Raw genomic sequence first — 22,875 nt, 5'->3', positions numbered from 1 at the left:
GCTACCGACGGGCGAGTTCGTAGGCGAGGGTTGCCGGAACGGTGATACCCAACGTGACGAATGTCACGTCGTCGACCGAGGGACTGGATCGGGTGAGCGCAGCGAAAAACACGAGTGCGCCGACGGCGAGAACGCCGACGACGGTCGCGACGTACTCCGGTGTCCAGTCCACTTGGCGCGTTTCGGAGGGCACGTGCGATGGCACCACTATGGTGTATCGAGGCAGTCCACAAGAATACTGCTGTCGGATATCTCCAACGGCAACAGTGCTAGACTCTTCGCCGGTGTCTCAGCGGTCACACGAACGTCGGTACCAAGGCTGGCAACGGGGAGTGTAGCGAGTGCGGCAACGGCGGGGCTACGACCGGCAGTCTGGAGTCACCCAAATCGGGATAGCCACCGAATCCGAGGTATCGCTGTGGAATCTCGTTACGCTCTGTCACGCCGAAGAACGAGGCTGTCGCTCGCACTCTATCCCTCGGATACGTGTGCGGCAGACACCACTCTCATACTGCTCGGTTGCCATACCAGCGCTCGAAATGAAGCTCCCCGTGAGAATCACGACTCTCCACCTCTCACGAAAGAGCGTGTACCTGCTGGTCCTCGCCGCTGCCCTCGTTGGAGCCGGTGGGTACAGTTACGTCCAGCAGGGACAGGCGATCGACAACGCTGTCACGGTCCAAGCAACGGTCGACAGTGCGCAGGTGGAGCGACTTGACGCCGGCCGAGGCATCGATTACGAACCGGAGATCGAGTACACGTACGACTACTAGGCCGAGACATACACGAGCGATCAGGTGTTCCCGGGTCCGACCGTTCGCGCCTACTCGAAGCGGTCGCAAGCGCAGTCCATCGTTCGGTCGTATGGGCCGGGAACGACCGTCCAAGCGTACGTCCGGCCGTCCGCCCCGGGCGACGCGTACCTGATCAGGGAGCGGACCCCGTGGCCGTCGCGAGCGTTTGCCGTCGGGGGCGTTCTGCTGTGTATCGTCGTACTCGCCGGACTGGGACCGAAGCACCCGGGACAGCACGAACTCCGCCCGGCGAGCGAAGTGCGGTCGCCGCCGTCCCGAACGTGGGTCGAACGACACGGCGAGACCCTCTATTGGTTGTCGAAACGGTTATGGGCCGTCTGCTTCGTGGCGTTCTGGCTCTCGATGATCGGGCTGTTTTTCGGTATCCTGAGCCTCCCCGACAGCTCGGTGCAGACCGACCTGGTTGGCCCGGTCGGACTCCCACTGCTCGCGGGAGCCGGCTTCTGAGTCGGGATGATCCTCTCGCTGTGTCTGTACGGCATCTGGTCGTTCAGCCAGTACCGGCGGCTACGACGGCGGCTCCCCGATCCGACGCCGCCGAGCCCGTTCACGCATCCGAGTCGGCTCGTCACGATACTCGGGACGAGCCGCGACGGGTTGCCCGAGTACGGCCGACGCGTCCGATTGACCGGATAGGCGTTCGTAATCGCCGCAGGGATGACGGTCGTCGCCGTCCACCTCCGCTATACGGCTAGCTGAGGCGTACCTGGTAACCGTCGCGTGTGGGCTCGGTGGATCGAACCCACCAGCCAACCAGCGAGAGACCGCTGCTTCAGGATCACCGGTAAGCAGCGGTCGTCGACAGCAGCGAGCGTACACCGAACTACTTGAATCCGTCAGTAGTGAACGGCGCGGCCGGTACAGGTGGTGTCTGCGGTCGGCTGAGTGTCCGCTTATCGGGGCCAACTGAATCGACGGCGGGAGTTCACCCGAGCGCTCGTTGGATACCGAAGACATCGGTTAGGAGTCCGCCCCGATCTCGAAGTACCGAGTGTCGGCTGTCGGCTCAGTCGCGAAGCCGGCTTCGTCGGGGCTGAGTCGCTGAATCCCGCTCGGGACGACGGTCTCTGTCACGGTCTCGCCTCGAGGAACGATGAAGCCGACCGGTTCTCCGGCATCGGCCAGCCACGCAGGGGCGATGAGCCCCAAGAAGATCCCGTTTCTCTCCCCGACGTTGTCGACCGAGAATTCGACCCCGACATCGCCGTTCTGCTCCGTGATGATCGCGTTCTGGAGGCGCAGATCGGGCACGTGCGGGAACGCGGCGACGGTCGGATCGTCGAGTTCCCATACCGCGCGAACTTCGCCGTCCGGCCGGTACGCGATGGCAGCGGACTCCGCGGCTTCGGCCTTGACGGGCACCCCGATACACGTCCCGCCACACTCCCGTGTGACGCTCCGAACGTACTGTTGGGTCTGCGGCGGCGACCGGACCACCCCGTTACGTTCCAAGACAAACGACGACGGCTCGAAGTCGATGTCTCCGTTCACGGCGACGACGACGAACTGGATTCCGTCCTCCCGTTGAACGGCGAGAAACTGCGAGCTGTACGCGACGATGGAACTCTGCACCCTCGGGTCCGCGACCGTAACCGACACCCCATCAGCGACCGTTGTGGACTCGCCCGTGGCGAGTCGCTGTGGCCCGGGATCCGTCCGCGTGGGCGTGGTCGTCTCGTCGGTGCGTGTACTCTCGTCACTGCCCCGGTCGGGTTCCCCAGCACAACCGGCTATAGACCCAAAGGCGGCGGTGCCAAGCGTCGCGAGGACTCGACGACGCTTCATACTGGGTGTTGACGACCTCTAAGCTAACTAGCCTTTCTAACCCAAACCAAGGGGCGTACCCTCTGTACTTGTCACATCGATTATGATGGATATCCGATGAGTGGCTGAACCACCTGTTGAATGTATGAGACAGCGCTCATCTATCTGGATTGCTTCAAGAGATTTGCATACAACTGTATCGCCCATCCAGCATGATAGCGTTAGCAGCCGCATCGAACACCGGATCTAAGAGATGAAGATCCAGATAGAAGCGCTCTACGCCTCGTTACTGCCTACGATGTCGATATTCCGAACGACTGGCCTCGGCCGCTCGCGTGGCTTTAGAACGCTCATCTAACTTCGCGGTGCGTACGAACCACGCGTAAATTTTTCAATATCTGGGTATGAGCAGGCAGACATGGTCCTCCCGCCCTCCATTAGGCAGTTAGATCGCTTGGTTGACCGTAGGAGTGTCCGAGTTGTTCTGGCGGTCGTTCTGATCGGTCTGATAGCCTACTATCCAGGAGCGATGGCATCGCCGTATGAGGATACAGGGCTTGAGGGATACTACGACAATCGAATCGTAGAGCAGGCAAGCGATGTTAAATCAATCAAACATGAAAGAGTCACGGAGGAGACGCCTGTATACCAGTACACAGAACTCTCTCCTGTTGCGCAGGAAGTCTTCGACAAAACGAGAGCGGCCGAGACGAACTCCTTCACAATACGGATCTGCCAGGACTGGGTGCTTACCTGCGATGCATATCATGAATCTGAGACCCCTGAGGAGTTTCAGTACGGTGCTGTCGGACATAATGTCGACAGAAGCGAACTGTATACCGTGATCGAATATGAGGACGAAGCATATGTTCTCCAGACGGGGGCTCTGGGACACGGAGATAGCTTCGGTCTGGGTGCGGCCCTGTCCGTGATCGGTGAATCTTTGCTCGTGCTAGCAGTCTCCGGGGTTCTCGTTCATAATACGATCAGACCCTCAGAAACCGATAGTAACGAGGTTGCCTCCATCGATATTGCCCTCGCCGTCTTTATCGGGGTGGTAGCTTTAGCTGCTCCGTATCTTCATATGTGGGACGTACTCACTGTTGCCTGGTCTCGTCTGATCATCGCTGGAGCTGTTGTTATTGGGTTTCCAGTATATTACCTCAGATTCAGATAGCGTGTAGATACGCTGATTCCGTACGAAGAGAAACGTTCGTAACCAATTTCAAGCAATGCTCGGCGTGGCTAACCGTATCTGAGAACTGGTTTCCACCGTTCTACTTCACGAAAGACGCAGTTGACGGCAGCGTATGACCTGTCGTAGCCGCCAAGGAAGCTCCCGTAGGGTGCGTAGATAGATTGGCGAAATATTGGCACCGGAGACGTCACACCGAACCCGTGGCCGCCGCCCGATCACCGACGACGTCCATCGGCGAGCCGGTGACGGTGTCGTCGGCGACGGACAGCTCTCCATAAATATCGTTGCTCGTTTCGGTCACCGGGACGCTGAGCCGGAGCGTCGACAGCTCGTTTGCCGGCGTCGGACCGACTTGTTCACCGCTGTCGGGAGATCACAGACGGCGCCGTCGTGCTGGTAGGGGGTGAACTCACGTGCGACGTGGATTCGATTGAGCAACCGTTGACTGGGCGCGATCTGGGCGAGTGTCGTCGTTGCGTGTCCGTTTGCGTCGACCCAGAAGGCGGGCCCGTCGTGTAGGAGGAGGTGATCGAGCACAAGCGACTGCAAGATCGGGACGCTGCGGTCTCTCCACGTCGAGCAGCGTGATGCCGTCGTCGAGCTGCGGCAACAGCATCTCGTGGACGAGTGCCGCTCGGTCGTATTTGGCTCACATCGTACACACGAAAACGGCTAAGTACGTTGGCTCACAATGTACACATCATGAGTACCGATAAGAAGCGCGTGCAGTTTCGGGCCCCCAATCGGCTCATCGACCGGGCCGACGCACTAGCCGCCGTCCTCGGGGAAGACCGAACAGACGTCCTCGTGACCGCGCTTCGGGAATACCTCCAAGACGCCGCTCACGACGACACACTCACCCAGGAGATTGCCGCCGCCTATTACGACGACGAGATCAGTTTCGAGCAGCTCAAAGCGCTTGTTGGCGCCGAAGAGGCAGCAAACCTCCGAGTGTTGAAACAGCAGTTGGACGAGGACTTCATCGACGAGGTCGCCGACGTATAGATGTCGCGGCTCATCGCAGACGCCTCTGCCCTCGTGAGTCTCGGGATCGTTACTGACGACGACCCCGATCCACTCGCGCTCTGTCTATCCATATATGAGGTCGTCGTCCCAACGGCGGTCATCGATGAACTCCGAGAGATTGCCTCCTACGATGACGTCCATGGACACGCTGCGTCAACCGTCCTCGATCAAGCGGAGTTATTCACGACACAGTCTGCTGATCTCGATGCCGAGTTTCCGCTCGATGACGGTGAGAACGCGGCGGTCACGCTCGCGAACGATCTTGAGGCTGCGCTCTTTCTCTGTGACGAGTTCAACCAACTTGGCTTGATCCACGCCTCACTCGTTGATACCCGACTCGTCACGACACCGACACTGTTCTCGGCTTTCGTTCGAACTGGGCAACTGTCTGCTGCTGATGCGCGGGTACTCCTCGATGAAATCAGCGATGCCCGTAGCTGGGGCGCGAACAGTTACGTGCAACGGGCCCGATCATTGTTTGAGGAGTCCTGACACGAGGAGGATACTTCGGAGTGTACAGGAATGCCACGTATCGACGCTCTCTACGACGTTCGAGAGCGAACTAAGAATCCTGAGCACGCATCAGTTGACGACGTGGTTGAACCCGTCCTCAAACGCGCACAGCATCCGCGGACCGGGACGTGCATCTCGACGAGCTGATGGCGATTGTCGTCGATCGGTACGGAAGAGAGCCTGTCAGAACCGTTATCCATCGCGTCCTTGTCGACCACTCCCCTTTTCAGACTGCCACGCACGGTATTGAGTTGCGCAACGCCGACGGTAGTCGTATCGGGACAGCAGGCGGCCAGTTCCTTACAGAATTGAACGCGCAGCACCACGATTGACAGACAGTTTCTGAAAGCCCTCGGCCACTCGGCATCCCGCGACCACGCGAGACTGTGTCTCGCTTGCTCCCGCTCGCCGCTAAAGACTCGCTTCGCGCCGTGTGCTCGGGAGACGTAGTCTCCCGGTCCGAGGCGGCCTCGCCCTTTCTGAGTCCGCTAGGACGGTAGCTGGGTCGCTGATCGTCGCGGCCGACTGGACAGGTGTGTACGTCACGGCCCACCCCACTCGCCGCTGCCGCCCTCCGCGTCGCTGGCGACCGCAAATATATCAAAAATACAATTGTTATACCTTTATACCGTGAAGGCCAAAGCAGTCAACAAGGATAATTTGAGAGCGGATTCACATCTCGTTCCTACCCGCTACTCGTGCAGTTCGGTGTTGAGGCGTTCGCTGAGGCGGGTGCTGAGGAAATCCAGGCCCGCCTTTCAGAACTCGGCGACGAATGACCTCTTGATGCATACGGTCTTGGACCACTTCCTAGTGGGAACTTCTCCTCGGATGCTTATCGAATAAGACCTCTGAGAATACGAGTACCGGTCTAGAACCCGTCTACGTTTCGGTGAGCAAGCCACACGACACGTCGTGCGAGATGACCCCTGCGAGTGCCTGCGATGGAGATTCCACGAAACGCCGAGATTAAATCACTGAGTCCCGTTGTGAGCATGATGTCTGAAACGAAGACCGAAGACGGAAGTGCACCGTCACTGGTTGGTCGCCTCCTCTTTGGGGGTGGGCTCGCAGCACTGGCGCTGCGGAATCTCACAAACCTCGATGGCCGTATCGCGTATGCGGACGCCAAGGGGGTCCCGTTCGCAGAAAGACTGGTTCCCGCAGCCAGTGGCCTCCTCCTCGGTGGGGGCCTCGGCATCGGAGCTTGGAAGTTCCCCAAACTCTCGGCGAGTAGCGTCGCAGCGTTTTTCATCGGTGTTACACCCGTCATGCACGACTTCTGGGCCGACGACGACGAGGCATTCGACGAGGAACTGACCTCGTTCCTGCAGAACCTCACACTTCTCGGCGCAGCGATCGCGTTCTTCCGGCGCGCGAGTCGGAACTCATAGCTAAAGGTCTCAGTTAGCGATCTGTACTGTACGGTTGGACGAATACTCGAACCGGCGAAGAATCGGATCCTGAGTGCCAGGCGGTATTAGCGCGGGCCGAGACGGTTACTGAGCAGATAAGCCACGTTGGGTTCCGGATCCCGTTACGAAGTTCGGCCGAAACCGCGCATTACAGCCCTGCCAACCCCGGTGTAGTCTCAACTTCGGGGACACAGCAGTAGTTGAGACTGGAACTCTCAATACATCGGTAGCAGAGTTTGTCTGACCACCCAAACTAGTTCCTCCTATTCCGCTATCTCGAAATCGAACCGTGCTCCACTATCTGTTCCCCCAGTAACTGACAACTCCCAGTCGTGAGCTTCCACGATGCGTTTTACTGCTCTGTTGAATAGCGGTGACTTTGTGCAGGGTCGCGATTTTTCGGTGTGAGCGTGTCACAGAACCCTCTGTACACCTTTCTGTGCCCATGCAACATGCAACGAACGGTGGGTAGCGCGGGCAGTGTCGTGCCAGTTAGACTATGTCGGAAGCATCCGAAGCACGTGGCATCCAGAGCCCATAGAAAATCGACAATAGGCCGAGCGTCTGGCTGATAGCGGCGATACTACCGAACAGGACTTCGTCGACTGATGGAATCGCGATTACCAACACCACGAGCAGTGGAATCCAGAGTACGAGAGCAAATCCGACGGCAATGAACAACATCGGTCGCTGGCCGCTCCGCCGATAGCCGCGCACAGCCAGATACGTTACACCGAGTCCGAGCGCCACGGAGACGAGAGCGAACGCGACCCCGACGAGCGCGACCGGGTGCCACGAAGCCGCGACTATCATTGGTCTCTCACGTGGTCCACGAACTCGGCGAGACGATCTGCCATCGGTTCTTGCTGGGTTACTGTTACGGCGACGTCGTCTGCGGTGATGTCGACTACGATCTGGGTTGAATCGGCCGTAAACGTCCGATAATGATGTCCCTCTGTGTCGTATTCCATCTCCGTGTCCAGAAGGCCGTGTTTCGTGAGTGTCTCCGTCCGTCTGTAGACAGATTGCGGTGAGATTCCACAGGCGTCACTCAGTTCGTCAGCTGACATCGGTCGGTTCATCGTTTCTTGAAGGATCGTCCTGGCGTGCTCATCGCTCAATATGTTCAGGAGGTGCTGTTGCTCCTCGTCTGGCATCGTCTCTAGGTGTTCGTCAGGCGCATTCGACTTGTTCTCACCTATCAGTACATGCGATCAGCCAATAAACGGTGATACACGGTTCCACGGTCTGGAATTGTGTGGGCCCCTTCTTTGGTATCGTCCCCGAATATGGAACGCGATGGCACGAACGACCGTCGACAATGGACGAGGCAGTCAGCCGCGAAGCACCGCTAGTTCGATGCTTGTTCATATCGCTGGTCTATTTTTCGGATTTTTTGCCCTTGTCTTCGTGTATCTTGCATCGAACGACGATTTCACGAAGAAGAATGCCGCAAACGCACTAAATTGGCACCTCCCTATGTCCGTGGTCGCGATAGTCGTCGTTATGCTGGGTGTTTGGGTGAGCGAGCCCGCTGGTCTGGCCATGGGAGTGAGCATCGCGATTGCAACCGTCTGTTTCTCGCTTATTGCAGGTGTGAAAGCCTATCGAGGCCACGCGTGGAAATATCCGGTCGTCCCGCAACTTCTCTAGAACGTGTCATACCTTTATTCGATTTGGCGAGCTATCGATTTGCTCGTCTAGGTCGGCACGATGAGTGCGAGCGCCACGATGACCGCTGCCTGTACGAGAGGGATACCGTAGTACACGATCGGGCTCGTCACGCACGGACCACCTGTCTGAGGCGGGGTAGATTGACCGGCGCGTTGCAGTACCCGAAACACCGGCCCGTGTATTATGAGTGGTCGTGGCGTCTTCGGAGACGAGTACGCCCTGATGAAACGGGTACGCGACGGACCGAACGGGCCGGACTCGTATCGACAGTGCTTGCCGAACGCGCGGCGTCAGTGCTTGGGCTGGCTGCCACGGGCCGCCGCGTCGGGAGTCGTGTACCTCCTGTCGAAACGACATACTGATACGCCGAATTAACCATCTCGCGAACTGGAGAGTTGCACACATTGACCACCGACAGAGTGAACGCATCGTGGCGGTGGGCCGCTGTGCTTGCCGTCCACCCGGTTCTGACAACTGGAGTACTGGCCGGCGCGCTCCTGTTTGGCCTCACCAGCACCGCAACGACAGCCTTCGACCTACCGAAGTTTATTCCGTTGTTTCCCGGAGGGCTGATGCTTGTGTTCCTCGGATTAGCCTACCTCTACACACCCATCTACGTTGTGGGACTGGCGCTGGATCGACGACGTGTGCGAGCGACCGACGCGGCTTGGGTCCCATCGAGATTGGTCCTGTTGGGGGGTAGTACCCAGATCGCATACTTCGCTGTCCCAATAGTACAGGCCTACGGGGGTGAGACGTTCGAGGAACTGGTGTTCGGGTCGGTCGAATTCGCGGCACTCCTGTGTACTGGAGTCGTGACGGTCCGATATCTGGCGGTCCGCGACAGCAACCTACCCGGGGCCCCGGCACTGGTCTCATTGTGGTCTGGTGTGTGGTTCCGTATCGCTCAAGGGTGGCGTTTTTTCGCTTGAGTTGGTCGGTACCTGCTAAACAGATTGTGCGGAGTGCGGAAGAAATCGTCAGTACCGAGACTGTGTCATTGACTGTCGTCTCCGGATGGACCGGAGGTATTCTTGGCGCTGCAGTGACGTTTACCCTGACCGCACTCGTGGTCGAGGCTGCCGCTCGCACGTTAGATTGAGGATTGGGGAGCGCGTGCGGCAGACAGCACTCTCATACTGTTGGATTGTCATACTTGCGTCCGAAATGAAACTCCCTGTGGGAATCACCACCCTCCACTTCTCACGAAAGAGCGTCTACCTGCTGGTCCTCGCAGTCGCCCTCATCGGGGTCGGCGGGTACAGCTACGTCCAGCAGGGACAGGCGATCAACAACGCCGTCACCGTCCAAGCAACGGTCGACAGCGCACAAGTGGAGCGGATAGATAGCCGGCGAAGCATCGATTACGAACCGGAGATCGAGTACACGTACGAGTATCAGGGAGAGACGTACACGAGCGAGCAGGTATTCCCGGGGCCAACGATTCGCACTTACTCGGATCGGTCGAACGCGCAGTCCATCGTTCAATCGTACGAGCCGGGGACGACGGTCCAAGCGTACGTGCGGCCATCGGCTCCGGGCAACGCGTTCCTGATCAGGGAACGGACCCCGTGGCCGTCGCGAGCGTCTGCCATCGGGGGCGTTCTGCTGTGTATCGCCGTACTCGCTGGACTAGGACCGAAGCATTCGGGACAGCACGAACTCCGTCCGGCGAGCGAGGTGCGGTCGCCGCCATCCCAAACGTGGGTCGAACGTAATGACGAGAGGCTCCGCCGGCTGTCGAAATGGGCACTCCTCGTCTGCTTCGTGGCGTTCTGGCTCTCGATGGTCGGGTTGGCGCTCGGCATCCTGAGTCTGAGCGAGGGGTCGACACGACCGGTTGAGGCCGACCTCCTCGGACCGGTCGGACTCCCGCTGCTCGCGGCGGCCGGCTTCTGGGTCGGCATGATCCTCTCGCTGTGTCTGTACGGCATCCAGTCGTTCAGTCGGTACCGACGGCTCCGGCGACGGCTCCGCGAGCCGAAACCGCCGAGTCCGTTCAGACACCCGAGTCGACTCGTCACGATACTCGGGACGGAGGGCGACGAGTTACCCGAGTATGGACGGCGCGTCCGGGTGACCGGCTGGGCATTCCTGATCGCGGCAGGGATGACCACCATCCTCGTGCAACTCCTCTATACGGCGGGCTGAGACGTTCCGAGCCGTCGTCTCAGAGAATTGAACAGCCATCCGAACGGCGGGACTTAGGACCCCCGGTGAGCGGCGGTCGCCGACAGGAGCAAGAACGCGAGCAACTTGCCGAAATCGTCAGTAGTGTACGGGTTTACCGGCTGGTGAGTCCTGTCCGCCCGTCGTTACTCTGGAAGCGGTCGTGACTGCGATGATCGCTAAATATGTCAAATCACGGCTGGGGACTACCAGCGGCGTCCCGTCGCTTCCCCGAAGTACGTCACAGCCAGCCCCGTTGCTGACTGTGAAATACTATTTGAGCATTCAATAGCCAGTGAACGAGTCGTGTCGATATGCAAACCCGACTGCTCGTTGCCACAGCCGCAGCGGTCTGTCTCGTTGCACTCGCCGGCTGTTCACAGCCCGCCGGGTCGCTCTCGATGGAGCCGGTCAACGACACGGAACTGGCCGACCACGCCAGCACGAAAGTCTCCGAGGATGAACTAGCGGAGGCACACGAACGGGGCCCGCAACCACAAGTTCTCAGTCGGGCCGTCCAGAACGAATCCGCGACGGTCGCTGCGACGGACCCGCCACACAAGAACAATTCGACGGTGTACCGGACGGGCGACCGGTTCTACACTCTTTCGTACACCATTGTAGGCACAACGAGCGGGCGAGAAGTGACCTACAGATTCGACAGAAACGCGACTACGGACGAGGCAGATCGGAACGGGTGGGCGACCGTCGCGTACGACGACTTGCCGCCGGTCGACAGGGCGATGCTTCGTACTCTCCTGTCGGTGATAACGGCAGAGGAAGGCAGTCGGTCCAGTATCGAGGAGAGGCGAACGTACAGTCCAGCCGAACTCAACCAGTCGGTTATCGCCGACCAGCAGTACGATGCGATCAGATACGACGGAACGTTGGTCGAAGTCGACGTCGCGTCAAGCGAACCACGCTCTCTGACCGTCTATCGGTACCGACCGAGGTCCGTTGCGACGACTACTGACGCCTACGCCACATGTCTGCAGGACGAGTATGTGTTTGCGCTGTCGGGGCTCGATCCGAACACGCGAGAGGCTGTGAACGAGGCAGCCAACGGAACGTATCGTGCGGAGAACACCAGCGACACGGCGTTTCGATCTCTGATTGAGACGTTCCACAGCAGCACGGCGGTTTCAGCGAACACCGCATCTGGGTCGTGGATCACTCGATACAAGGGGCGACTCTACTGGGTTGATCTTCAGTACAACGGCTTCGAATCCTACCAGGACTCCCGTCCGCGGGTGCGAGCGCCGGCGGCTGTCTGTTCGTGACCACAGTCCGAACATACGACCCCGTGACGGAAGGTGAAACGTACCATGGTGGATGGTAGCGGCCTACAGTTGCCTCCCAGCGACGTTTAGCTGCCGATTCTGCCGACCCGCTCGACGGTTCGGACAAGCGTGTAGGCGGACAACGAAGGGCTGCTCGGGGACGACGTTTTGGTCGTTGCAATTGAACGCGGTGACGAAGTCATCACGCCACGCGGGGACACTACGATACATGCTGGCGACCTCATTACGGCGTTCTCTAAAGACGGAATCACAGGCAGTGTCATGCACACGTTCACAGGGTCTAAGTGACACCCTCCTCGGGGAAAACGGCACGTTGACTCGTCCGTAGGTGGAATATTTGCTGGTTTACGATCTGTTACCTCGTGCTGAACGCTCCGCTCCCGCGATTGCACAGATCTCATGTTGTATTTAATATATTTTTCAATTCAGAGGAGATGGTGCGAGAGCGGTACTCGCACATCGAAGCCAATCGTGGAATCATAACCTCCCGCACGACGATGTCGTCGAGATCGAAGACGCGCTCGATCATCGTCACTTCCGCAACGTCGATGTCTCCTTCCTCGCCGGAGCGAGTCAGTACCCGAAGAAGTTCCCGCTCACCGAGCGTCTCGTCCGTTTCGGAAGCGGGTGGGACGCCGAGTGCTCGCGTGAATGCGTTGGCGGCCCCATTGAACACGACAATACCCGGATAGAGGAGGTAATAGAAGATCTTCATCGGCGGGGCGAGGAACAGTGAGAGGCGCTCGGTCTGAGCGATTGCGAGTGTCTTCGGTGCGAGTTCACCGAAGACGACGTGGAGAAACGTGATGGTACTGAAGCCAATGGCGAACGCGACGAGATGGATGAGACTCACTGGGAGAGTCGGTTCCAGGACGGACTCGATGAGCGCCGCCACTGCGGGTTCGCCGACCCATCCCAATCCGAGCGAGGCGATGGTGATACCGAGTTGCGTCGTCGCGAGATAGTCGTCGAGCTTCTCCATCACTTCTTGGAGCGTCCCCGAACCGGGGCGCCCCTCTTCAGCAAGTTGTTCGACTGAGGTCCCGCGTACCCGGACGAAAGCGAACTCCGCAGCGACAAAGAAGCCGTTGAGTACCACGAGAACCAGTGCAACAACAACCTGCGCCAATGAGATCGCGACGTTTACTATTGGGGGGCTGGAAGCGATGGCTGTTCGGTTGTCGTGTGTCCATACTCGTGCGTCTTGTTCCATCTACTAAGATCATTTAAACGAGGCTCGAGGCGAGCTGCCTGTTGTGATCATCGAACCAGTCCGGTAGATCTCCTGACCGAGACTGTCCCGTTGAACATCTGCTGAATTCACCCTCTCTATTCAGCACGCCGCTTGTATCGACCTGCGGTGATTTCCAACAGAGTGGCTCTGTTGAAATCCTCAGAAATTGATAGGAACGGCGTGCAAGATACAGAGAGTCAGACTGACGACCCATTGGCTGAGTCGCGATGTTCTACCATTCTCAGTGTCGGTCCAAGTACTACTCGCGCCTCGCCTGCCAACCTTGGCTTCTCCTCGCTCCCGCGGCCTTCATCTGGCCCCACTGGAAGTTATTGGCCCCGCCCTGGAAACCACCTAGTGTCGGCTCCGCCCTGGAAAGCCCGCCGGCGGCAACATCGGGGAGGCTGTTTCTCTGCCTCCTCCATCCCCCACACCCACTCCTCTTCTCCCCCCGAACCTATCCGGCCCTCCCAGCCGTTGCGGTAGTCGTCGATCGCTGTCGGTGTCGTGCCGTCGGGGGCCGCGTCGTCGTCTTGGTGCTGTCGCTTCCCGTCGCCGTCGCTGTCGCCATCGCCATCGCCGTCGCCATCACCATCGCCGTCGACGTCGTCGTTGTCGCTCTCGCTCTCCCCAGTGCCGTGTCGTCGACGTCGGCTTCTGTTCCATCGTCGCATCGCCTTGCCCACCCCTGCACTTCCGTCTCTCCACACTGACCCCCTCGTCTCTCACCGCCGCCCCGCACACTGCAGTCTCCGCTGCCGCGCCCACACCGACCCCCGCGCTCTCGACGCTGCATCCTCACTCCGCACTCTCGCGTCGCGATGTCGGGTCGCCGCTTCGCTTCGCCCACTGCCTGTTCGCTGTTGCCGCCGCGCGCCGCCGGCTGTCTCCCGTCGCTGTCGTGCCCCAGTCAACTGCCGGTGTCGGTCGTCGGTCGTCGGTCAGTGTTCTTCGTCGCTTGCCTGTAGTGCTCCTCGTCCTCTCGCCTTCTCGTCTCGTCCCGCTCGTCTCCCGTCTGCCGGCGTCCCTGATCTCGCCTTGGCTGGTCGACTGGCTCTTTCGGGTGCTTGTCTCGTGTTCGTCTCCTGCTCGTCGGGTCGGTGGTGCTTCGTTGCTCTGTCGGGAGTCGGCTCTGGTGCTTCTCGTGCCAGCGTGGTCTGTCCGCTGTTCGATGTCCCTCTGTGTCCGCCGTCTCGAGCCGTTCTGTTTCCGCTCTGTGTGCGCCCCCGGCCAGGGTTCCAATCTCTATCACTATTCTGATAGTCCTCTCGTTGTCCGCCCCCTGATTCCCTGTTCCTGCCATGCCTGTTGCTCGGCTTCGCCCTGGAACGTCCGCCACGCGACTATCTACTGAACTTCATCCTCCCTGAACCCTATTTGTGTAAATTCGGCTGGTTATGTTAGACAAGACGAGGATCATGCATAGCATCTCTAAAGCAATCTGGTGTCGTGGCTGAACGTGAGAGGCTGGTTTCGGGGGTGCTGAATTAATTACAACCCCCGCAAATCCCGCCGCCGTCTTGTCATTACAGGAAATGACAGATTAGAATGATTATTAAATATAGGGGCGTCGAATCATGCCGCCGTCTTGTAATTAAGGCAGATCCGAGGCCGAAATTCTACTTCATTAAGCACACCCTGTATCTCGACGCCGTCTTGTAATTACAGTCTTCATTACAACACCCCGAAATCCCGACGCCGTCTTGTAATTATAGGATTCCATGTAGTGAGCGAAATGCCGATCAGTACTTCATTATATGCCCCCGAGAATCCGCCGCCGTCTTGTAATTACAGTCTTCATTATAACACCCCCCAGATTCGCACGCCGTCTTGTCATTACAAGGTTTCGTGTGGTGAGCGAGTTGCTGACCAGCACTTCATTGTATACCCCCGAGAATCCGCCGCCGTCTTGTAATTACAGTTTTCATTACAACACCCCCGGAATCCCGACGCCGTCTTGTAATTAATGTTGAAAACAGTCGCTTGAATCATATCGATTGTGATAGGTAGGGCGATAGTGGTGGACACACAGCACCGCTGACCACGGGTGACGGAGGCAGAGATGATGGTGGTCGAGTTCTGGGGACGGACTAGCGGGAACTCGTAGCCGGGACTGAGCGTGTTCGGGGACGATCGTCGTCAGAAACGTCCTGGTTGTGGGATCGGGGGTTCGTTGAGGTTTCTCACGTCCGTTGTCGTTGAGGATTGGTTACTGTGTTCGGTTGTCGTTCGTGCGGGAGCGTTGTGGAAGCGGTATACGGCCGAAACTGGCGGTTCAAAGGAGAGCTCTGGCCCAGCGGCGTTGCCCCCACCGAAGACGACCAGCATACGTCGGTCGCGTGGCTCTGAACACTTGGCGGTGACTACTGGAGCATGGATTCAACTCTCTCGTGTGAGGATCGCGTCGTGTCTCGCACAGCAGTCGTGTAGAGAGTGACTGGCCATACTGGAGGCGTTCGTTTGGAGTGGCTGTGGGATCGATGTCTTGCGCGTCTTGTCGTCGTCTGTGTGCGCTGGAGGATTCGTAAGGGACTGGCGTCGGTGACGGCCTGCGCGTGTGGAGAATAGAGTGTGGAGTCGGCTGGTGCGCTGGCGACAAGCGGTGCTGACTGGAGGATGGTCTGCTGGTGGTTACTGCTCAGATGAGGTGGTGTCGTCGCCTTCTTCGTCGCTAGGTTTCCCGTCGGATGACTCGATGGTCACGACTTCGCCGTCTTGGTCGAGGTCGATCCGGAACCCACCGCCGACGTGGTCGCCGCCGATGTCGTCGTCCCACTCTGGGAGTCGGGCATCGTCGACCTCGCCGTGCGTCTCGAGGTAGCGGAGCAAGGCGTCGATTTCGTCTTCAAGGCCGTACTTCGCCGCCTGCTCTCGGAGGTCTGCCTCGTCGACGTCGATGTGGCTAAGTAGAAGGAGACAGTACGAGCGGTGCCGGCTTCCGTCGTCGATCAACAGCGTGTGACAACACAGCTCCGCCGGCGAGACGGCGTCGATCTCCTCGGAGTAGAGGTAGTAGCGGTGGCCGGTGAGCAGGAACTGGAGGTCGAAGGCCACGAATCGAGCGAGCCCGGTTTCGTGGAATCCCTCGGCGTCAATCTCCATTTCGGCTTGGGCCAGAAATTCGTCGTAGTCCTCCCAGAGAATCGTCCCCTTCGGGGCAACGGCTTCGAGACGTTGACGATGGAGATGGTGTGCGAGTTCCCGGGCGAACTCGTGGAGGCGGTCGAAGTCAGCGTTGAACTCATAGCAGCCGTCGGTCGTCCCGACGAGCCCGCGGTCGCGAAACCGCTTGAGGACGCGGTTGACCGTGTTGCGGTAGTTGTCGCTCCGGTCGGCGATCTCGGAGACGGTTCGCGGCTGGTCGAGGTAGTACAGCACCTCGAGTGCCTTCCCGGTCAGCAGCTCGGGAAACTCGATGTGGGAGTGCTGGCGGACGAGGTCCCGATAGCGTTCGACGGCGCGAGCATCCGACGGGACGACTCGTTTTCGTCGCCCGTCGCGTTCCGTGTAGACGAGCCCCCTCTCGACGAGGTCACCGACGGCACGAGAGAGGTAGCTCTCGCTGTGGTCGAGCTTCGTCGCGAGGTCGGAGATCGTGTCGCCGCGGTCGACCGTGGCGAGAACCTCGAGTTCGATGCGCCGGAGCACTGTGTAACATAGTACGAAACTACTATATAAAGAAGTTTCGAGTAGTGTTACAACCAGCAGGTGGTAGAACCGTTTCCACCGACTTAACCAACAAAACTATGGAGTCGCGGGTTGTGTTGGTTAACACGAGAGCAGCCGATGTCCTACGAACCCCCGACCCCACCGGCGAACCTCCCGACGGAGATAGTCAACACGCTCAACGAGTCAGGCCCGGAGCGGCTCCGAGACGTTGCTTCGTACGCTGAAGCGCTCGCCGAGCACAAGGAACGTGAGGCCCGTCTCGAGGAGTCGGCAGATCAAGAGGAGGTCGAAGAGCGACCAGACGATCTTCCGGACGATGTCCCTACCAAAGCGACGATCACGATCAAGGAGATCAACGACAATCGCTACTACTACTGGCAGTGGAGAGAAGGAGAGAAGGTCAAGTCAAAATATAAAGCGCCAGTCAACCCCGACGAGTAAGCCCACAACTGTCGACATCTCGCAGGACCACATCCCCCGTGTGCGAAATGAATTCGGTGCCGGCGTCGACTCGAACAGCATCGGGTCGTACCTCTCGAAACTCCGCCGATTGCGGCTCGTGGAGCGAGACATTCCAGTCACGGCGAATCCGAATGCAACACGCAAGAGCCGGTATCGATTGAAGGAACCGCTCTTCCGATTCTGGTTCCGCTACGTCTATCGACAGACAGGAAAGCTCGTTCAACTCGGCGACGCAGGCTTCGAGAAACTCGTCGCACCGACGTTCACGGACTACATGGGGCCGATGTTCGAGATTGTCTGTCAGAACACCCTCCCGTCGTTACTCCCGAAGACGTACCAGGGGATCGGCTACTGGTGGCATCGCAACCACGAACTCGACGTCGTCGGACTCGGAAGCGACGGGACGCTCGTCGCCGGCGAGTGCAAATACACAACACGGGAGATGACTGAAGGTGATCTCACCGATCTCGAGCGGACGGCACAGGAGATCCAGTGGTCGCCGGAGGGCGGTGAAGAGCCGACGTACCATTACTGCTGTTTCTGTCGCTCGGGATTCTCCGACAGGCTCCGTAGTACCGCTGCCGAACGAGATGACCTCTCGTTGTTCATGCCGAGCAATATCGTTGGATAAATCAACGAGTTTCATTGGCGCTTCTGGAATTCAGCCACGTTTGTCGAAGATCGAAAGTCGAGGGATCAGCCGGAACACGGAGTAAAGAGATAGTTTACACATCGATAACGGAGGGAGAACGCCGTCAAACCTCAAATTTACCCCACAAATTGATATGATACGCCGTTCGTGGGGTAACTATAGCTGAGGACGGTCTGGAGAAACCGCCCGCGCCGCAGTTGCCGAAGTATCTTCGCGAGCCACTCAAGAAACAATCCCCAGAACGGCTGGAAGCAGTCGCGGCGTACGCGGCTGATCTGGCGGAGTGGAAACGTCGACAGCGGCAGGAAGAACTCGAACGCCGACGAGCCGAGGAAGAAGTCGATGAGGAAAAACTCGAGGAGCTGGAGGAGCGCGAGATCTCGACGGATCCAGAGAACTACGAAGACATCGCGACGAGTGGCGCGTATATCACGGTGAAAACGACGAAGGAGACCGGCGATAAATCGTACCGGTACTTCTACTGGCAGTGGCTAGAGGGCGATTCTTGGAAGAACGAGTATATCGCGCCAGTCAATCCACGAGAGAGACCTCAGTGTAGCCTCGCGAATACACTCCGGGTTTCCGATGAACCTGGACCGGCCGTGGACTGATTGCTGGAGTCAACTCGCAGAGAGAACGAAACGAGATGCTGGCGGTGAAAAACTCCGCACAGACACACCGTGTTTCCGGTGAAACGTAACTCCAGTAAACAACGAGGATATGAGTCGCAGCACAGCTCACGGCTCTACCGAGGGACTAGTGGACCACGAACGCCGGATGCAGCCGATGAGTCACGGGAATCCACGGAATGCTGATGACGGAGCTCGTTAAGAACACACCGGGTTTCCGATGAAATCAGCACCGAGAGATACTGGAACGGGATTATTCAGATATTCATCATGTGTCTGACGGGGCTTTATTACCTATCCACGTTTACCTGCCAGCGACTCCATCGCTGATCAAGAAATGAAGCGACATTCGTCGCTTCGGTGTTCTACTTGATTCAGTCGAACCGTCCCTATCGTGGGCGGATTTTCGTGATCTGGTTCTCGTCAGGTTTGCTCTCGTGAGGCTGCGCGTGCGTATCTTTCTTATTTTGACCTCGTTTCCCGTGGACGATATCCCCTGTTTCACGTGGATTGTAGACTCGCTCTCATACAGTTTCACCGGAAACGTGGTGTGCGTGTGTCGGGGAAAACCTCAAGCCATTTCACCAGAAACGTGGTGTCCAAGGAATGTCCGAGTCTGACGATCTATTCATTCGGGAGGATCCAATCTTCGTGAATAAAGAGCTACTTGAAATCAATCATCTCCCCGAGGAGGGACGGATCGTCGGCCGGGATGAGGAGATCGGTCAGCTCGCAAACGCCGTCAATCCCGGTATTTTCGGTCAATCCCCCAGTAATGTCCTCATCTACGGCAAGACTGGCACTGGAAAATCGCTCTGTGCCAAATACGTGTCCCGTCGACTCGTCCAGACTGCCGATGAGGAAGGTGTCAGCGCGACCCATGCTTACGTGGACTGTGCGCAGGATGGAACCGAAACGCAGGCAGTACAGACGATCGCGAGCAGTGTTAACACTGACGAGACGGATATCTATATCCCCGACAAGGGAATCAGCACTGCCACCTACTACAAGCGGCTGTGGAAGATTCTCGATGCCGAATACGATGTCGTGTTGATCATCCTTGACGAGATCGATAAACTGGAGGACGACGATATTTTGATGCAACTCTCACGAGCCGGTGAGGCTGGGAAACTCGAGTCCTGTAAGATCGGCGTGATCGGTGTCAGTAACAAGATCAAGTACAAGGATCGAATGGACGAACGGGTCAAATCGAGCCTCTGTGAACGCGAGTTCGTCTTCCCACCCTACGACGCCTCTCAACTCAACGAGATCATGGTCGCTCGAAGCGATGCGTTCCGTGATGGCGTACTCGATGATGGTGTCATTCCACGGGCCGCGGCGCTCGCCGCTCGCGAACATGGTGACGCGCGTAAGGCCATCGACATCCTGCGTTATGCCGGTGAGATAGCTCAGTCGATCGAGGCCGAGACCGTTCGCGAAGAGTTCGTGACACAGGCTCGCGAACGCGCCGAAACCGACCGTTTCAGGGAGCTAATTCGTGGCTCGACGCCGCACTCACGATACGTGCTGCAGGCGCTGACGATGCTTTCGATCAATGCCCGTGAAGATGAGACTACGCCCGACAATCAGGGATTCCGAACGACCCGAATCTACGATCTCTACGAGCAAATCTGCCGACAGGAAGGCACCGACTCGCTTTCGCTTCGTCGGGTTCGCGATCTCTTGAAAGAACACGCGTTTCTGGATATCGTCGAGCAATCGCGCCATAGCGGTGGGAGTGCTGAAGGGAGTTATACGGAACACACGTTGCTCGAAGACCCCGCTGTCGTCAAAGACGTATTGGCCGATACGATCGAGTGAGCTACAGAAGCCTCTCGATGCCGTTCCCGATCCCCGTCACGTATGCTGCTGGCTCCGACGCACACCGGGTTTCCGGTGAATCGATTAGGAAACCAGTTGGCTAGTTATCCACTTCACCGGAAACCTGGTGTGTGACGTATATTGTTTGGATGATGATTTATGCAGTTACCCCACAAAATAGATTGTTATGCAAGTGTGGGGTAACATTCTATTTTGTGATATCTTGAATGTATCTCCCCTCGTCCCGAGTGTATCAGGGGATTCTTCTTGCCAGCAAGGACTCAGTCAGCCCTCTTCGATCATGATTGCCAACGGATTAGTTACTTACTCCATGCCGAATTATATTTATTCAGGTCGGACTGGCGGTTGCTCGTTAGATCCCGTTTTATATCTATTCTATCCCAATCGAGCGGAGAAAGGATACTTTCGACAGCTCTGACGAGTTGTATCTCGTAGTACGACGCATCGTACGACTCCATCTCCTCGTGAGCCAACGCGACCCGCTCTCGCGAGCTCTTCTCGTCGTCGACGACGACGTACTCGAGGTCCTGTCCTGGGTGGACAGCGAGATCCTGCTCGCGAGCCCGCTTTAGCGCCGCCACGTTCTGGGTGTTCTGCGTGTATCCCTCGAGTGGTTTCGAGACACGATTCCGTTCGACGAGCTGCTCGACCGGCACCGTTCCAGCGTGGAGGCGCTTGATCGCGTCTTGGAGACAGTCGAGGACAGCGTCCGGAGATTGAGTCGAGTCAAGCCGTTGGAGACAGTCCCGCTGGATGTCCTCGATGAACTGCGGGGTCGAGCGCTGCCGGGCTTCGATACCTCTGATCTTGAAGCCATCGTCGCCGGCGACCTTCCCGAAGTACTTCGTCAACGCGCCGGCGTCGCTCTCGCGCTGCGGCACGAACGCGACCCAGTCGTAGTGGGCTTCGTGTTCAAGCCGAATCTCGACGCGCTCCGTGATCTCCGTCGCGAGCGTCTCGAGGTCCTCGCGGTCATCGTCGTCAACGTCGGGGTCCGGGGTCACCCAGATGGAGTCGACGATGCCGTGGACGACCCGCCAGCCGCCGGCTTCCAGCCGCTGTTTCGCCATCAGCAGAATCTCGCGAGCGAACGCGTTGATTGCCTCGTGGCACTCGATGCGACCGAACTTCGCGTTGCTGAACCCTTGATAGCCGAAGCAGGCGACGAGGATCCACTTCAGCGCGCCCGACCGCCCCTCGAGTTCCGCCAGTCGGTCCTCGTCGAGGTCGTCCCGATTCTTCTCGCGACGGATGGCTGCCTTGATCTCGTCGCGGGCGTCGATGATCGGCTGGAGGACGTCGACGAGGTAGCCCCGGTCGTCACAGATCGAGTACCCGAGGCCGGGGACGTCGTCGCGGTCGCTGTGACAGTTACACCGGATGACGTCCGGCGACACGTTCCGGGTACAGATGATGTTGGGATACAACGAGGAGAAGTCGAGTTCGTGGACGTTCTCGTGGAGCCCGACTTCGGGTGCGAAGATGAAGCCGCCGCGGTCGGCGTCGTGGAGCGTCCCCATCGGCTTGTAGAACTCGTGACGCCAGGAGTTCCATGGCACGAGGACGCCGCGGTCGTGGGCCTCGCAGATCTGGATCGCCGTGAGCACGTTCCCGATCGACGCCCACGCAAGCTCCTGGACGGGCTTTTTCGAGCGCGACACGAGGTCGAGGACGCCGTCCAGGTTCGTTTCCCCATAGAAGAACGTGTTCGACTCGTCGATGATCGCCCGGCCGGGCACGTTGTACCGCGTCGGCGAGTGACCGACGCGGCCGTAGCTTGAGTACGTCGACCGGCTCGCGAGTTGCTGGTAGTCGACGTCCGGCCACCGACTCAGCGAGAAGTCGGCGACGCCGGCGTCCGTCGCCATCTCGTACAGGGTCGGGACGATCTCGCTCGTTGAACAGACCAGGACGTCCGGATTGTGTGCGTCAATCGCTCCCTGGACGGCGGTTAGGAGATCCGTCGACGAGCCGGTGACGGTGTCGCCGGCAACGGACAGCTCCCCATAGACATCGTTGCTCGTTTCGGTCACCGGAACGCTGAGCCCGAGCGTCGACAGCTCGCTCGCCGGCGTCGGATCGACGCCGGTCTCCAGACAGTACCGGAACTCTCGCGAGAAGTCGACGTTGAAGCAGGCGAGATCCCCGACTGGATAGGCCGACAGCTGGCGTGCTTGTCGGGCGAGTGGGGTGACGCGGTCGATGTGGGCGACATCAACGGCGAGGACTGGTTCCTCGTCTCGTCGAAAGCCGGGCCGTCGCGCAACTATTTCGGTCGCGACGACGTCCGGGTGCTGGTCGTACACCGACTGGAGAGTCGTGAGGTCGAGGTTGGACGCTGGGTCGCGAGCGGCGACGTAGAAACGCGGGGTGTACTTGTCTCGTTCTGTTACGACGGCACCGTCGGTGGTCGCCTCCCACTCTAGGACGCGGCCGTCGTCCAGGAAGTCGATTGTGAACGGCATTCGTGTAGAACCAATAGGTGGTATTCCGGATAACCGATGGCGTGTCA

Annotated in this window: 21 protein-coding genes and 6 pseudogenes; 17 read left to right on the top strand and 10 right to left on the bottom strand. The window is 58.6% G+C overall.

What is annotated here, in order from left to right:
* Window position 1: 1 nt before the first annotated feature.
* Window positions 2-205 (bottom strand): hypothetical protein, encoded by a 204-nt coding sequence (locus tag NO878_RS14030; protein WP_256406592.1) that lies wholly within the window; start codon window positions 203-205, stop codon window positions 2-4.
* Between the two features lie 346 nt (window positions 206-551).
* Here NO878_RS14030 and NO878_RS17200 point away from each other — a divergent pair, with 346 nt between their 5' ends.
* The gene (locus NO878_RS17200) at window positions 552-773 is read left to right on the top strand and encodes a DUF3592 domain-containing protein (protein ID WP_343218066.1); all 222 of its coding nucleotides are present in this window, start codon (window positions 552-554) and stop codon (window positions 771-773) included.
* 24 nt (window positions 774-797) lie between these two features.
* A complete protein-coding gene (locus tag NO878_RS17195) occupies window positions 798-1,262 on the top strand; it encodes a DUF3592 domain-containing protein (RefSeq protein ID WP_343218065.1) in 465 nt (154 codons plus the stop codon).
* A gap of 513 nt (window positions 1,263-1,775) precedes the next feature.
* Here the strand turns inward: NO878_RS17195 and NO878_RS14020 are convergent.
* On the bottom strand, window positions 1,776-2,600 hold the full coding sequence (locus NO878_RS14020) for a hypothetical protein (protein ID WP_256406591.1): 825 nt from the start codon (window positions 2,598-2,600) through the stop codon (window positions 1,776-1,778).
* A gap of 397 nt (window positions 2,601-2,997) precedes the next feature.
* On the opposite strand from NO878_RS14020, the gene NO878_RS14015 reads away from it, so the two are divergent.
* On the top strand, window positions 2,998-3,756 hold the full coding sequence (locus NO878_RS14015; protein ID WP_256406590.1) for a hypothetical protein: 759 nt from the start codon (window positions 2,998-3,000) through the stop codon (window positions 3,754-3,756).
* Between the two features lie 333 nt (window positions 3,757-4,089).
* Here the strand turns inward: NO878_RS14015 and NO878_RS14010 are convergent.
* Window positions 4,090-4,396: pseudogene (locus NO878_RS14010) on the bottom strand (hypothetical protein); the annotation flags it as partial.
* Between the two features lie 83 nt (window positions 4,397-4,479).
* Between NO878_RS14010 and NO878_RS14005 the strand changes: the two are divergent.
* The 5 genes and pseudogenes from NO878_RS14005 (at window position 4,480) to NO878_RS13990 (ending at window position 6,710) form a co-directional block, all read left to right on the top strand.
* The gene (locus NO878_RS14005; RefSeq protein WP_256406589.1) at window positions 4,480-4,782 is read left to right on the top strand and encodes a hypothetical protein; all 303 of its coding nucleotides are present in this window, start codon (window positions 4,480-4,482) and stop codon (window positions 4,780-4,782) included.
* Window positions 4,783-5,295, top strand: a complete 513-nt coding sequence (locus tag NO878_RS14000) for a PIN domain-containing protein (protein ID WP_256406588.1) — start codon at window positions 4,783-4,785, stop codon at window positions 5,293-5,295.
* A 30-nt stretch (window positions 5,296-5,325) separates the two neighbouring features.
* Window positions 5,326-5,648 (top strand): annotated as a pseudogene (locus tag NO878_RS13995) (DUF8158 family protein).
* 354 nt (window positions 5,649-6,002) lie between these two features.
* Window positions 6,003-6,095 (top strand): annotated as a pseudogene (locus tag NO878_RS17395) (DUF8160 family protein); the annotation flags it as partial.
* A 219-nt stretch (window positions 6,096-6,314) separates the two neighbouring features.
* Window positions 6,315-6,710: a DoxX family protein gene (locus tag NO878_RS13990; protein ID WP_256406723.1), complete on the top strand. Its 396-nt coding sequence runs from the start codon at window positions 6,315-6,317 to the stop codon at window positions 6,708-6,710.
* 513 nt (window positions 6,711-7,223) lie between these two features.
* Here the strand turns inward: NO878_RS13990 and NO878_RS13985 are convergent.
* Together NO878_RS13985 and NO878_RS13980 are read right to left on the bottom strand one after the other, a co-directional pair.
* Window positions 7,224-7,544, bottom strand: a complete 321-nt coding sequence (locus tag NO878_RS13985) for a DUF7521 family protein (RefSeq protein ID WP_256406587.1) — start codon at window positions 7,542-7,544, stop codon at window positions 7,224-7,226.
* The gene (locus tag NO878_RS13980) at window positions 7,541-7,888 is read right to left on the bottom strand and encodes an ArsR/SmtB family transcription factor (protein ID WP_256406586.1); all 348 of its coding nucleotides are present in this window, start codon (window positions 7,886-7,888) and stop codon (window positions 7,541-7,543) included. Before NO878_RS13980 ends, NO878_RS13985 begins: the two co-directional genes overlap by 4 nt.
* Before the next feature lie 142 nt (window positions 7,889-8,030).
* Between NO878_RS13980 and NO878_RS13975 the strand changes: the two genes are divergently transcribed.
* From NO878_RS13975 to NO878_RS13955, 5 genes are all read left to right on the top strand, one after another.
* Window positions 8,031-8,384 carry a DUF4870 domain-containing protein gene (locus NO878_RS13975; protein WP_256406585.1) on the top strand — a complete coding sequence of 118 codons (354 nt, stop codon included), beginning with the start codon at window positions 8,031-8,033 and terminating at the stop codon, window positions 8,382-8,384.
* Window positions 8,385-8,809: 425 nt separating this feature from the next.
* Window positions 8,810-9,337: a hypothetical protein gene (locus NO878_RS13970; protein WP_256406584.1), complete on the top strand. Its 528-nt coding sequence runs from the start codon at window positions 8,810-8,812 to the stop codon at window positions 9,335-9,337.
* Between the two features lie 247 nt (window positions 9,338-9,584).
* Window positions 9,585-10,556: a DUF3592 domain-containing protein gene (locus tag NO878_RS13965; protein ID WP_256406583.1), complete on the top strand. Its 972-nt coding sequence runs from the start codon at window positions 9,585-9,587 to the stop codon at window positions 10,554-10,556.
* Between the two features lie 332 nt (window positions 10,557-10,888).
* Complete coding sequence (locus NO878_RS13960; RefSeq protein ID WP_256406582.1) at window positions 10,889-11,854, top strand: hypothetical protein; 966 nt, start codon at window positions 10,889-10,891, stop codon at window positions 11,852-11,854.
* A gap of 168 nt (window positions 11,855-12,022) precedes the next feature.
* Window positions 12,023-12,163 carry a TrkA C-terminal domain-containing protein gene (locus NO878_RS13955; protein ID WP_256406581.1) on the top strand — a complete coding sequence of 47 codons (141 nt, stop codon included), beginning with the start codon at window positions 12,023-12,025 and terminating at the stop codon, window positions 12,161-12,163.
* 181 nt (window positions 12,164-12,344) lie between these two features.
* On the opposite strand, the pseudogene NO878_RS13950 reads toward NO878_RS13955, so the two are convergent.
* The 4 genes and pseudogenes from NO878_RS13950 to NO878_RS13935 all read right to left on the bottom strand — a co-directional run.
* Window positions 12,345-13,025: pseudogene (locus tag NO878_RS13950) on the bottom strand (hemolysin family protein); the annotation flags it as partial.
* A 413-nt stretch (window positions 13,026-13,438) separates the two neighbouring features.
* A complete protein-coding gene (locus NO878_RS13945; RefSeq protein WP_256406580.1) occupies window positions 13,439-13,783 on the bottom strand; it encodes a hypothetical protein in 345 nt (114 codons plus the stop codon).
* A 236-nt stretch (window positions 13,784-14,019) separates the two neighbouring features.
* Window positions 14,020-14,412 (bottom strand): hypothetical protein, encoded by a 393-nt coding sequence (locus tag NO878_RS13940; protein ID WP_256406579.1) that lies wholly within the window; start codon window positions 14,410-14,412, stop codon window positions 14,020-14,022.
* A gap of 1,463 nt (window positions 14,413-15,875) precedes the next feature.
* Window positions 15,876-16,757, bottom strand: a pseudogene (locus NO878_RS13935) (helix-turn-helix transcriptional regulator); the annotation flags it as partial.
* A gap of 138 nt (window positions 16,758-16,895) precedes the next feature.
* Between NO878_RS13935 and NO878_RS13930 the strand changes: the two are divergent.
* The 4 genes and pseudogenes from NO878_RS13930 (at window position 16,896) to NO878_RS13915 (ending at window position 20,342) form a co-directional block, all read left to right on the top strand.
* The gene (locus NO878_RS13930) at window positions 16,896-17,219 is read left to right on the top strand and encodes a DUF6788 family protein (protein ID WP_256406577.1); all 324 of its coding nucleotides are present in this window, start codon (window positions 16,896-16,898) and stop codon (window positions 17,217-17,219) included.
* Between the two features lie 58 nt (window positions 17,220-17,277).
* Window positions 17,278-17,871: pseudogene (locus NO878_RS13925) on the top strand (DUF234 domain-containing protein); the annotation flags it as partial.
* A gap of 218 nt (window positions 17,872-18,089) precedes the next feature.
* Window positions 18,090-18,503 carry a hypothetical protein gene (locus NO878_RS13920; RefSeq protein ID WP_256406576.1) on the top strand — a complete coding sequence of 138 codons (414 nt, stop codon included), beginning with the start codon at window positions 18,090-18,092 and terminating at the stop codon, window positions 18,501-18,503.
* Between the two features lie 624 nt (window positions 18,504-19,127).
* Window positions 19,128-20,342: a Cdc6/Cdc18 family protein gene (locus tag NO878_RS13915; protein ID WP_256406575.1), complete on the top strand. Its 1,215-nt coding sequence runs from the start codon at window positions 19,128-19,130 to the stop codon at window positions 20,340-20,342.
* 320 nt (window positions 20,343-20,662) lie between these two features.
* On the opposite strand, the gene NO878_RS13910 is transcribed toward NO878_RS13915, so the two are convergent.
* Entirely contained in the window at window positions 20,663-22,828 is a 2,166-nt protein-coding gene (locus NO878_RS13910; RefSeq protein WP_256406574.1) for a type B DNA-directed DNA polymerase, read from the bottom strand.
* Window positions 22,829-22,875 lie beyond the last annotated feature (47 nt).

This window comes from Haloplanus ruber, assembly GCF_024494725.1.
GTDB lineage: Archaea > Halobacteriota > Halobacteria > Halobacteriales > Haloferacaceae > Haloplanus > Haloplanus ruber.
Note: the sequence above shows the minus strand (reverse complement) of the source record. Positions and strands in the feature narration are given on the sequence as shown.